Genomic DNA, 11,466 nt, shown 5'->3' on the forward strand with positions numbered 1-11,466 from the left:
GAGGCCCACGCCCCAAGGCAGCCGCGGCGCTCGCGCTGAGCCTCGCACTCGCCGTCGCGAGCGCCGGCTGCTCGCTGCCCGAGGTCTCCGGCATCGAGGCGCTGCCGCTGCCCGGCGGCGCCGACCTCGGCGACCGTCCCTACGACGTCACCGCGGAGTTCGCCGACGTCCTCAGCCTGGTCCCGCAGTCGGCGGTCAAGGTCAACGACGTCTCCGTCGGCCGCGTCACCAAGATCGCCCTCGGCCCCGACGGCTGGTCGGCGATCGTCCATATGCGCGTCAACGGGGACGTGAGGCTCCCGGCCGACGCCCTCGCCCGCCTCGAACAGTCCAGCCTGCTCGGCGAGAAGTACATCCAGCTCTCCCCGCCCGCCGGGAACCGGCCCGCCGCGGGCGCGCTCACCGACGGCGCGGCCATCCCGATGTCCCGCACCAACCGCAACCCCGAGGTCGAAGAGGTCTTCGGCGCGCTGTCCCTGCTGCTCAACGGCGGCGGCGTACAGCAGATCAAGACCATCGCCGCCGAGCTCAACAAGGCGATCGGCGGCCGCGAGCCGCGGGTGCGGTCCGTGCTGCGGCGCATGGACACGCTCGTCGCCAGCCTCGACGCGAACAAGGCGGACATCACCGCGGCCCTCGACGGCGTCAACCGGCTCGCCGCCGTCCTCGCCACCCGCAAGCAGGAGGTCGGGCAGGTCCTCACCGGGCTCAGCCCCGGCCTGAAGGTGCTGGAGCGGCAGCGCGGCTCGCTGCTGACGATGCTCCGCGCGCTGAGCACGCTCTCCACGGTCGCCGTCGACACCGTCGAGAAGAGCAAGGACGACACGATCGCCGACCTCAAGGCCCTCGCCCCGACGCTGAAGGCGCTGGCCGACTCGGGGCAGGCGCTGCCCGACTCGCTCCAGGTGCTGCTCACCTACCCGTTCACCGACGAGGTGCTGCGCGGGGTGAAGGGCGACTACCTCAACGTCTACCTCGACGTCACGGCCGCGCCCGGCACGACGATCATCCCGGAGTACAAGCCGCCGAAGGACCGGCCCGCCGCGTCGCGGGCGGCGGGCTCGGGCGGCTCGCGGCCGGCGCCGCTGCCCCTGCCCTCGGTCACCGGGTCCACCGAAGGGAGTGGCTGATGCTCACCCTCGCCACCCACCTCAAGAACATCGCCTTCCTCGTCGTCGGCGTGCTCGTACTGGGCTACGTCGGAATCCGCTACGCCGACCTCGGCCGCTACGTCGGCCTGCGGGACTACTACACCGTCCGCGTCCAGCTCCCGCAGACCGGCGGCCTGTTCACCCACTCCGACGTCACCTACCGGGGAGTGTCGGTCGGCCGCGTCGGCCCCATCGAGCTGACCGACCGGGGAGTGGAGGCCGAGCTGCGCATCAAGGACTCCGCGCCCCCCATCCCCGCCGACCTGCAAGCGGTCGTCGCCAGCCTCTCCGCCGTCGGCGAGCAGTACATCGACCTGCGGCCGGCCGGCCGGAGCGGGCCGTATCTGCGCGACGGCTCGGTGATCGCGCAGTCCGACACCACGGTCCCCGCCCCCGTCACCGACGTGCTCGCGAGCGTCGACCGACTGGCCTCCTCCGTCGATCCGCAGTCGCTGCGGACGGTCGTCGACGAGTTCGGCGCCGCCCTCACCGGACGCGGCGACGACCTCCAGGTGCTCCTGGACCACGGCGACGCCTTCGTACGCGCCGCCGACGAGGCCCTGCCCGTCAACACCCGGCTGATGATCGACGCCGAACGGGTGCTGCGCACCCAGGCCGAGCAGAGCCAGGCCCTCACGTCCTTCGCCGGCGGCGCGAAGGAGCTCGCCGCGCAGCTCAAGGGCTCCGACGCCGATCTGCGCCGGCTCATCGCCGCGGCCCCGGACGCGGCCGGCCAGATCAGCGCCCTGCTGCGGGACCTCGAACCCGGCCTGGGCGTCGTGGTCGCCAATCTGCTGACCACCTCCGAGGTCGCCGTGACCCGGCAGCGCGGCGTCGAGGAGCTGCTGGTCAAGCTCCCCGCCGTCGCCGCCGCGGGCTCGACCGCCGTGACGGACAAGGGAGCGAGCTTCGGCATGTCGGTGACCTTCTTCGAACCGCTGCCCTGCACCGACGGATACGGCGCCACCGTCTACCGCAACGGCCTCGACACCGCCCCCGCCTCCGGCCTCAACACCAAGGCCCGCTGCGCCTCGTCCCCCGCCGACGGCGTCAACGTCCGCGGCAGCGCCCACGCGCCCCGCGGCGGCCCGGTCCCGGACCCGGCGCGGCCCGGCGCCCCGCTGCTGGGCGCCGAGAAGGACAGCCGGCTCCCCGGCGCGCTGGGCCTGCCCGCCGTCCAGGACGCTCCCGCCCATCTCGCCCGGCTGCTGGGCCTGGAGGCCGGCGATGAGTAGGAGAGCGGGTGGGCGCGCGGGCGCCGCGTGGACCGCCGTCGTGCTCGCCGTGCTGTTCTGCGCCGTCGCCGGATGGTCCTACGGGCAGGCCAGGAGCGACGACTCGCTGGCGTACGCGGCCTCCCGCGACCGCGTCCTCGCGGACGGCAAGGCCCATATCGCCCGGCTCGCCAGCTTCGACGCCAAGGACCCGGGCGGCGGGCTGCGGCAGTGGCTCGACGCCTCGACCGGGCCGCTGCACGAGGAGTTGAAGCGGACCAAGGCCAAGACCGGGACGACAGCGCGGGCTTCCGTCACCGACGCGGCCCTCACCGCGCTCGACACCCGGGCCGGGACGGCCGAACTGATCGCGACGGTACGGGTCGAGGTCAGCGCGGGCGGCGGCAGGCAGGCGAGCGCCGACCGCAAACGCCTCGAGGCCACCCTCGCGCGCACCCCGGACGGCTGGAAGGTCCAGGCGCTGAGCGCGGTCCCGGTGGGCGGGTCGTGAGGGGCCGTGCCGAGGCGGGCCGGCGCAGCTGTGAACGGATGGAGAGGACGGCCAGAATGAGCACCAGCGAGGGCGTCAAGGCCGTCATACCGGCCCCGCGCACATCGCCCGAGAACGACCCGCCCCAGCGGGCCGGTCCGCCGCGCGCGCCCCGGTGGCTCACCGCGGTCGCCGCGACGGCCGTACTCGTCCTGCTCGGGGGCGGTGCCGGACTGCTGCTGAGGGCCGGTCAGCTGAGCGGCTCGCCCGCCGCCGAGAACCGGGCGCTGACCGACACGGAGGCCACCGCCCGGGTGATCGGCGACGTCGGCGGGGCGCTCACCGAGGTGTTCTCGTACCGGCCGGACAACACGGCGGCGACCCGCCTCGCGGCGCGCGAGCTGCTCGCGGGCAAGGCGGCACGGCAGTACGGCGAGCTGTTCGGGCAGGTCGAGAAGCGGGCGGCGGAGCAGCGGCTGACGCTCACCACCCATGTCGTACGAGCCGGGGTGACCCGGCTGTCCGGGCGCAGCGCGCGGCTGCTGGTCTTCCTGGACCAGGTGGCCGAGCGCCGGGGCAAGCCGCCCGCCACCGCCGCCGCCCAGCTGACGGTCGCAGCCGAGCTGACCGACGGGCGCTGGCAGATCGTCGACATCACAGCCCGGTAGAGCCGACACAGGAGAGGGCCGGTCCATGGCAGCGCGTATGACGAGGAATCCCCTGACGGCGGCGGCCGTCGCGCTGGCCGTCGCGGCGGCCGGCTGCGCGGGGTGGGGCGGCTGGTCCTGGTACGAGGCGGCGCACGACGACGCGGCGGCGTACGCGGACGAGCGGGATGCCGCGCTGGCCGCGGGCGAGCAGGCGGTGCAGAACATGAACACCCTCGACCACCGCGATCTGCGGCGCGGCCTGGACGCCTGGGAGGACTCGGCCACCGGCGATCTGCGCAGACAACTCGTCGACGGGCGAAGGGAGTTCGTGAAGCAGATCCAGCAGGCCAAGACCGTGACCAGCGCCGAGGTGCTCTCGGGCGCGGTGACCGAGCTGGACGCGAGGGCGGGCAGGGCCGGCGTGATGGTGGCCCTGCGGATCGAGGTGACCGCGCCGAAGGGCAAGCCGGTGCGCAAGGAGAGCCGGATGCTCGGCGAGCTCACCCGTACGCCCGAGGGCTGGAAGCTCAGCGCACTGGGCCAGGCGCCGGTCGGCGACACCGCGAGCGAGTGACGAGCGAGAGGACCCGCGCATATGTCGACGACCCGTCATCTCATCAACAACCGCCGCAGGCGGCTGGCGACCGCGGCCCAGGCGGCTCCCGCGCAGGTCGCCGAGCCGCAGCAGGGGACCCGGAAGCAGACTCCCCGGCCCGCGGGGGAGGGGCGGCGACCGGACCGGCCGGACGGCGGCTCGTCCGGGGAGCCGTCCGGGAATCCGCCCCGCCGCAGCGTCCGGCTGCCCGCCGTCCTGTGCGTGCTGACCGTCCTGCTCGGCGGATTCGCCGCGTACGCCGGCGCCCAGGCGTCCGCGCTGCGCGAGGCGCCCGCCGCCCGCAACGCCGCCCTCACGGACATCGCCCGCACCAGCGAGGTCAAGGGCCAGATCGCCAAGGCGGTCGAGGCGGTCTTCAGCTACGACTTCGCCGACCCCGGCGCGCTCGACCGGGCCGTGACGGCGCATCTGACCGGCAAGGCGGCCAAGCAGCACGGCGAGCTGCTCGCCGCGGTGCGGGGGCAGGGACCCGAGCAGAAGCTGGTGCTCACCACGACCGTGACCGAGAGCGGCGTCGAGCTGATCGACGGCGACCGGGCGCGCATGCTCGTCTTCGCCGACCAGAGCAGTACGCGCACGGCGGCCAAGGACGAGACGACGTACGCGGGCGCCATGCTGGCCGTCGACGCGGTACGGGCGGACGGAACCTGGCGCATCGCCGCGATCGACACCCTCGGGGCCGGCTCATGAGGCCGCCCCGCGTGCGGCTGCGCAGGGGCCTCGCCCAGGCAGCGGCGGCGGTGGCGGCGATGGCCGCGCTCACGGCGTCGCAGGCCCCGGGCCTGGTAACCGGCCAGCCCGTGCGCCACGGCGCCCCGGCCGGGCACGAGGAGCAGGCGGCGCCGGCCGACGACGACTCGTACCACACCGAGCTCCCGCCGCTGCGCCCCTCGACGGCGACCGGCCCGGCCCGCCCCGGCACAGCCCCTCAGGTCGCCCGTGTCTGGGCGGAGTCGGGCATCCCGGCGACGGTCCTTACCGCGTACCGCAGGGCGCAGGCGCGGGTCGCGCGCACCGACCCCGGCTGCCGGCTGTCGTGGCAGCTGCTCGCCGCGATCGGCAGGGTGGAGTCGGGCCAGGCGCGCGGCGGCCGGGTGGACGCCCACGGCGCCACGCTCGCGCCGATCCTCGGGCCGGTCCTCGACGGCGTCGGCTTCGCGCACATCGCGGACACCGACGACGGCGCGTGGGACGGCGACACGAGGTACGACCGGGCGGTCGGCCCCATGCAGTTCATCCCCTCGACCTGGGCGCGGTGGGGACAGGACGGAAACGGCGACGGACGCGCCGATCCCCACAACGTCTACGACGCCGCGCTCGCCGCCGGACGCTATCTCTGCGCGGGCGAGCGGAATCTGGCCGTCCAGGCCGATCTGGACCGGGCGATCCTCAGCTACAACCATTCGGAGCAGTATCTGCGCACGGTCCTGGCCTGGCTGGAGTTCTACCGCAAGGGGACCCATCCGGTGCCGGACAGCACGGGCGTCCTGCCCGCGAGCCCCGGCGCGGGCGGCACGACGCCGGCGACCCGTCCGGTGGGCGGCGGGGGAGACATCGTCGTCGGGCCTGCCCCGTCCGCCTCCCCGAGCGGCAGGCCCAGCCCCTCGCCCGGCGGATCGCCCTCGCCCTCCCCCTCGCCGTCTCCTTCGCCCTCGCCGAGCGACGGGCCGGGGCCGAGCCCGGGCCCCAGCGGGGATCCCAGCCCCTCCCCGGACCCGAGCCCCTCGGATCCTGGCCCGTCCGAGCCGGTCCCCTCCGGCTCGCCCTGCCCCTCGCCGTCTCCCGACCCCTCGCCCTCCGACCCGCCGTCCGGCGACCCGTCGCCGTCTCCCGGCGCCAGCCCGAGCGAGGGGCCGTGCTCACCCGGCGGGAGCTGAGAAGACCTCGGACAGGTCGTACCGCACCGGCTCCTCCAGCTGGGTGTACGTGCAGCTCTGCGGGGTGCGGTCGGGCCGCCAGCGGCGGAACTGCGCGGTGTGGCGGAAGCGGTCGCCCTCCATATGGTCGTAGGCGACCTCCACCACCCGCTCCGGCCGCAGCGCCACCCACGACAGGTCCTTCTTGCCCGACCAGCGGCTCGGCGCGCCCGGCAGTCGGGAGCTCGCGTGGGCGGCCTCGTCCGCCCACGCGGCCCAGGGGTGTCCGTCGGGCGGGTCCATGCGCAGCGGCGCCAGCTCCTCGACCAGCTCCTCGCGCCGCTTCATGGAGAACGCGGCGCAGACGCCGACGTGCTGGAGCCGGCCCTGGTCGTCGTAGAGGCCTAGCAGGAGCGAGCCGACGATCGGACCGCTCTTGTGGAAGCGGTAGCCGGCGACGACCGCGTCCGCCGTGCGCTCGTGCTTGATCTTGTACATCAGCCGGGCGTCCGGGCGGTACGGCAGGTCCAGCGGCTTGGCGATGATCCCGTCGAGCCCCGCCCCCTCGTACTGCTCGAACCACTCCTTGGCCAGCTCGACGTCGGTGGTCGCGGGCGCGAGGTGGACGGGCGGGCGCGCGGCGGCGAGCGCGTCGGCGAGCGCGGTCCGGCGCTCGGCGAGAGGGGTGTCGAGCAGGGCCTCGTCGCCGAGGGCGAGCAGGTCGAAGGCGACGAAGCTGGACGGCGTCTGCTCGGCGAGCATGTTCACCCGTGACTCGGCCGGGTGAATGCGCTCGGTGAGCCGGTCGAAGTCCAGGCGTCCTTCGTGGACGATCACGATCTCGCCGTCGACCACGCACCGGCCGGGCAGCGCGGCCGCCAGGTCGGCGACCAGCTCGGGGAAGTAGCGGGTGAGCGGCTTGCCGGTACGGCTGCCGATGACGACCTCGTCGCCGTCGCGGTGGACGATCGCCCGGAAGCCGTCCCACTTGGCCTCGTACTGCATGCCCGGCGGGATCTTCTTCACGGCCTTGGCGAGCATCGGCTTCACGGGCGGCATCACGGGAAGATCCATGCATTGATTCTGCCCGATATGCGACTTATCTGCGCTCGGCCTACGGTGGCCCCCATGGGCGCAGCGGTGGAACTGGAGGTCGGCGGGCGGACCGTACGGCTGTCCAATCCGGACAAGGTCTACTTTCCCGAGCGGGGCTTCACCAAGCTGGACGTGGCCCAGTACTACCTGTCCGTCGGGGACGGGATCACCCGCGCCCTGCGCGACCGCCCGACCACGCTCGAACGCTATCCGGACGGAGTCGACGGCGAGTCCTTCTTCCAGAAGCGCGTGCCCAAGTACCTCCCCGACTGGATTCCCACCGCCCATATCTCCTTCCCCAGCGGGCGCACCGCCGACGAGATGCGCCCCACCGAGGTGGCCGCCGTGATCTGGGCGGCCAACCTCGGCACGCTGACCTTCCACCCCTGGCCGGTCCGCGGGGACGCCGTCGACCACCCCGACGAGCTCCGCATCGACCTCGACCCGCAGCCCGGCACCGACTTCAAGGACGCCGTGCGGGCCGCGCACGAACTACGCGCCGTCCTTGAGGAGCACGGTCTGCGCGGCTGGCCCAAGACGTCGGGCGGGCGCGGCCTGCACGTCTTCGTCCCCATCGAGCCGCGCTGGACCTTCACGGGCGTACGCCGCTCGGCCATCGCCGTCGGCCGCGAACTGGAGCGGCGGATGGAGGGCAAGGTCACCACCGCCTGGTGGAAGGAGGAGCGCGGCGAGCGGATCTTCGTCGACTACAACCAGACCGCCCGCGACCGCACCATCGCCTCCGCCTACTCCGTGCGCCCCAAGCCGCACGCCCCCGTCTCGGCGCCGCTGCGCTGGGAAGAGCTCGACGACGTCTCGCCGTTCGACTTCGACCTCGCCACCATGCCCGTCCGCTTCGCCGAAGTGGGCGATCTGCACGCCGACATGGACGAGCACGCCTTCTCCCTGGATAGCCTGCTGGAGCTCTCCCGCAAGGACGAGCGCGACCACGGCCTGGCCGATCTGCCGTACCCGCCGGACTATCCGAAGATGCCGGGAGAGCCCAAGCGCGTCCAGCCCAGCCGCGCGAAGAAGCCCAAGGACGAGCCGGGCGACTGAGGAAGCCCCTTGTGGTGCGTCTTGTGGCGCGGCCCGTCCTCGGCCGGTCTCATGCCTGCCGCGCGGACCGTGCGACGTCGGCGAGGTAGTCGGCCAGCGTCCTGCGCGGCGCCCAGCCCCGGTCCAGGGCGCGGGTCACGTCCAGGACGACCGTGTGGGCGAGCTGGTCCACCGCGTACCGGCTCAGCGCGGGCTCCGTGCCCCGGCGCCGCGCCATGGCCTCGGCGGCGCGGGCCGCCGCGTGGGCGGCTCCCAGCGGCAGACGCAGGATCCGCGCATGGATCCCGTGGGCGCGCAGGACGTCGCCGACGGCGGCGTCGCGGCTGTACGGCGCCGGGTCGGCGATGTTGTACGCGCCCGCCGGCCAGTCGGCCGCCGCCAGACAGGCCTCGGCCAGGCTCTCCACGGCGGTGAGGCTGAGCCGCACGTCCGGCCCCGGCAGGGCGAGCACGCCGGCCCGGACCCGGGAGAGCAGGCGGGGCAGGAGCTGGGTGTCGCCGGGCCCGTAGACGGCGCGCGGACGCAGCACGACGGCGCCCGCGGCGAGGGCGAGCGCCTCGCCCTCCGTCTTGCTGCGGCCATACGCGTTGAGATGCCCGGCGCGCGGGTGGTCCTCGCGGACCAGATCGCGGCTCGGGCGCGGGTCGTAGACGCTGGCGCTGCTCACCCAGACCACCGGACGGGAGGCGGCGGCCTCGAGCAGCCGGGCCGTGCCGTCCACGTTGACCGCCCGCATCTCGGCCTCCGCCGGCGAGCCGGGGGCCGGATCGCCGACCGCGGCCGCGCAGTGCACGACGAGGTCGACGCCGGACAGGTCGGGCGCCTCCCGCGCGGCGTCCCAGAAACGGAACGCGCCCGACGGCCCGGGCCTGCGCCCCAGGCACACCAGCTCGGCGCCGCGAGCCGCCGCGGCCCGTGCGACATGCCCGCCGCAGAAGCCGCTCGCGCCGGTCACGGCGATCCGCACCGACGGCAGGGCGCCGGACCGGGGCGGTGTACGGGCGGTCATCGGCACTGCTCTAGGCGCTGCTCCCCGGCCGACGAGCCGCCGGCCGCCGCCTGCCACAGGGCGGCCGGGCTCGCGCGCACGGTCAGCGTTCGCCAGCCGGGCAGCGCGGCCCCGCGGTCGACCCGTGCCCGCACCACGACCGGCCGGTACGGCGCCAACGCCTCCAGCGCGTCGGCGAGCTGGACCCGGGCGAGCCTGGCCCCCGGGCAGCTGTGCGAGCCCGCGCCGAACACCAGGTGCGCCACGGCGGGGGCGGCGGGGCGCAGCGCGTCGGGGGCGTCGCGGTGCGCTCCCACGGCATGACGGGCGATCAGCAGCAGACGGTCGCCGGAGCGCACCGGGCAGCCGCCCGCCACGCCGTCCGCCGCGGCGACTCGCGGCAGCAGCGGCGACGGCGCCGTGACCCTCAGCAGCTCGTCGACCAGCGCCGGGCGCAGCTCGGCGTCCGCCGCCTGGTCCCACAGCCGGGCGTCCGCACACCAGGCCGCGGCCCGGGGCAGCGCCGCGACCGTGGTGTTCACCGCGGCGACCGCCACCATCGCGGACAGCGCGTCGTCGTCGGCGCCCAGCAGCCGCCGCAGCCGCGCCGCCGCCTCGGCCGCCCGCGCCCGAGCCCTGCCGCGGCCCGGTCCTGGCAGCTCGCTGCGGACCGAGGCGGCCGCGGCGTCGGCAGCCGCCTCGGCGACGGCCGACCACGACGCGCCCGAGCCGAGCAGCGTGCAGACCACCGATCCCGCCAGCTCCCGGGCGAGCGCGACGAGGTCCACCTCGCCGCCCGCGGCCAGCGGCTCCAGCCGCCGGACGAGCAACGGCTGCCACACCGTCCGCAGTCGTTCGACGCCCGACGCGCCGAGATCCCGCGCCACACGGCGCCGGCCGGCCCGGTGGACGCCGCCCTCCTGGTCGAAGAGGACCCCGCCGTCCCGCTCGCCCGCCGCGCCCAGCGCACTGCGCGCGGCGCCGCCCGTCGTCCCGGCCGCCGTGCGGTCCAGCGGCAGCCGGGTCAGCACCTCGCGGTACGCGTCCGCGTCGTGGATCAGCAGGGTGCGCCCGATCCTGCGGACGGGACGGCCGCGGGAGGCGGCGAGCAGCGCGAAGAGGACGGGGTGGCCGCGGAGATAGACCCGGTGGTCCCTGCGGCGGGCGCGCGCCAGACTCTTGGAGCGCGCGTCCGTCGCCGCTGCCCGCGGCCGGAGCGGGACCCGAGCGGTCATCGGCCCTCCTCCTGCGCCGAGCCGCCCGGCTGGACCCATTCGACGCCCAGGCGCTCCGCCGCGAGCCGCGAGGTCGCGGCCCGGTCCGGTTTGCGCGAGCGCCCCGAGAGCGGGATGTCCGCGAAGAGCAGCGCGTCGGGCCGCGCGGAGCCCAGCCGGCGCAGCGGCTCGGCGAGCGCGGTGCGCAACTGGCCCTCGGAGCGGCCCGGCTGCGGCTGGACGACGGCGACCAGCTGCTCGTCCCCGTCGCCCGCCGGGACGCCGACCAGCACGGCGAGCTCCACGCCCGGCAGCTGCAACGCCGGCTCGTACAGCCCTGGATAGATGTTCTCGGCCCTGCGCAGCACCATGTCCTTGCAGCGGCCCGCGAGGACGATCCGGCCCAAGCCGTCGAGATGGGCCCGGTCGCCGGTGCGCACCCAGGGGTCGGGGTCCTCGCCGAGGTAGCGGTCGCGTGCGGCGGGCCCGGTCGCCAGCAGCTCGCCGCCCGGGTCCGTCTTGGCCTCGACGCCGGGCATCGGGGCGCCGACGAGGTCGCCCTCGCCGTCGTACGCCGCCTTCTCCCGGGACTCGACGGCGGCGGCCGGGAACAGCTCGGTGAGCGCGTACACGCCCCAGGCCTCGGCGGCGCCCGCGGCCCTGACCCGGTTCAGCAGCTCGGCGCTCGCCGGCGCGGAGCCCGTCCACACCCGGCCGGTGAAGCGGGCGCCGGCGCGCAGCGCGTCCCGCAGTTGAGGAGGCGTCAGATAGGTGCCCTGGGGCCGGAGCCTGCCCAGCTGCCGGGACAGGACCTTGGGCGAGCGCGCGGGCAGCGCGACCGGCGCGCCCTGCGCGAGCGCCGGGACGAGCACGAAGAACGTGCCGCCGACGACGGGTTCGCCGGCGCGTGCCTGGAACAGGCCGGAGACGCTCTCCATGCCGGCGGCCAGGCTCGACCGGGTGTGCACCACGGCCCTCGGGCGGGAGGTCGTGCCGGAGGTGAAGACGATGACCGCGTCCGCGTCGCCGTGGTCGAGCACCGGCGCCTGGGCGCCGGCCGGCCGAAGGGCGGGCGCGCAGCCCGGCAGCCGCGGGCCGACCGTCGCCACCGGGGCGAGCTCGGCCAGCTCGGG

12 protein-coding genes are annotated in these 11,466 nt (G+C 75.5%); 8 read left to right on the forward strand and 4 right to left on the reverse strand.

Annotation, left to right across the window (positions count from 1 at the left end; translation table 11 throughout):
* Positions 1-35 precede the first annotated feature (35 nt).
* Genes AB0M39_RS32615 through AB0M39_RS32645 form a run of 7 tightly spaced genes read left to right on the forward strand, consistent with a single transcriptional unit; the run spans position 36 to position 5,998 of the window.
* A complete protein-coding gene (locus tag AB0M39_RS32615; RefSeq protein ID WP_365370176.1) occupies positions 36-1,130 on the forward strand; it encodes an MCE family protein in 1,095 nt (364 codons plus the stop codon).
* Positions 1,130-2,386, forward strand: a complete 1,257-nt coding sequence (locus AB0M39_RS32620; protein WP_365370150.1) for an MlaD family protein — start codon at positions 1,130-1,132, stop codon at positions 2,384-2,386. The genes AB0M39_RS32615 and AB0M39_RS32620 overlap by 1 nt, the downstream gene beginning before the upstream one ends.
* Positions 2,379-2,876 carry a hypothetical protein gene (locus AB0M39_RS32625; RefSeq protein ID WP_365370152.1) on the forward strand — a complete coding sequence of 166 codons (498 nt, stop codon included), beginning with the start codon at positions 2,379-2,381 and terminating at the stop codon, positions 2,874-2,876. Before AB0M39_RS32620 ends, AB0M39_RS32625 begins: the two co-directional genes overlap by 8 nt.
* A 56-nt stretch (positions 2,877-2,932) precedes the next feature.
* Positions 2,933-3,523: a hypothetical protein gene (locus AB0M39_RS32630; RefSeq protein ID WP_365370154.1), complete on the forward strand. Its 591-nt coding sequence runs from the start codon at positions 2,933-2,935 to the stop codon at positions 3,521-3,523.
* Between the two features lie 25 nt (positions 3,524-3,548).
* On the forward strand, positions 3,549-4,079 hold the full coding sequence (locus AB0M39_RS32635) for a hypothetical protein (RefSeq protein WP_365370156.1): 531 nt from the start codon (positions 3,549-3,551) through the stop codon (positions 4,077-4,079).
* A 21-nt stretch (positions 4,080-4,100) separates the two neighbouring features.
* Positions 4,101-4,811 (forward strand): hypothetical protein, encoded by a 711-nt coding sequence (locus AB0M39_RS32640; RefSeq protein WP_365370158.1) that lies wholly within the window; start codon positions 4,101-4,103, stop codon positions 4,809-4,811.
* Positions 4,808-5,998 carry a lytic murein transglycosylase gene (locus AB0M39_RS32645; protein ID WP_365370160.1) on the forward strand — a complete coding sequence of 397 codons (1,191 nt, stop codon included), beginning with the start codon at positions 4,808-4,810 and terminating at the stop codon, positions 5,996-5,998. The genes AB0M39_RS32640 and AB0M39_RS32645 overlap by 4 nt, the downstream gene beginning before the upstream one ends.
* Here AB0M39_RS32645 and AB0M39_RS32650 read toward each other — a convergent pair.
* Positions 5,981-7,051 (reverse strand): ATP-dependent DNA ligase, encoded by a 1,071-nt coding sequence (locus AB0M39_RS32650; protein ID WP_365370162.1) that lies wholly within the window; start codon positions 7,049-7,051, stop codon positions 5,981-5,983. The genes AB0M39_RS32645 and AB0M39_RS32650 overlap by 18 nt on opposite strands.
* A 54-nt stretch (positions 7,052-7,105) precedes the next feature.
* Between AB0M39_RS32650 and ligD the strand changes: the two genes are divergently transcribed.
* The gene (gene ligD, locus AB0M39_RS32655; RefSeq protein ID WP_365370164.1) at positions 7,106-8,131 is read left to right on the forward strand and encodes a non-homologous end-joining DNA ligase; all 1,026 of its coding nucleotides are present in this window, start codon (positions 7,106-7,108) and stop codon (positions 8,129-8,131) included.
* Between the two features lie 49 nt (positions 8,132-8,180).
* On the opposite strand, the gene AB0M39_RS32660 is transcribed toward ligD, so the two are convergent.
* The 3 genes from AB0M39_RS32660 to AB0M39_RS32670 form a co-directional block, all read right to left on the reverse strand.
* Positions 8,181-9,140, reverse strand: a complete 960-nt coding sequence (locus AB0M39_RS32660) for an NAD(P)-dependent oxidoreductase (RefSeq protein ID WP_365370166.1) — start codon at positions 9,138-9,140, stop codon at positions 8,181-8,183.
* Complete coding sequence (locus tag AB0M39_RS32665; protein WP_365370168.1) at positions 9,137-10,354, reverse strand: cytochrome P450; 1,218 nt, start codon at positions 10,352-10,354, stop codon at positions 9,137-9,139. The genes AB0M39_RS32660 and AB0M39_RS32665 overlap by 4 nt, the downstream gene beginning before the upstream one ends.
* On the reverse strand, positions 10,351-11,466 hold a 1,116-nt coding region (locus AB0M39_RS32670; RefSeq protein ID WP_365370170.1), incomplete at its 5' end, for a class I adenylate-forming enzyme family protein. The genes AB0M39_RS32670 and AB0M39_RS32665, both read right to left, overlap by 4 nt.

The sequence above is a fragment of the Streptomyces sp. NPDC051907 genome, from assembly GCF_040681075.1.
Lineage (GTDB): Bacteria > Actinomycetota > Actinomycetes > Streptomycetales > Streptomycetaceae > Streptomyces.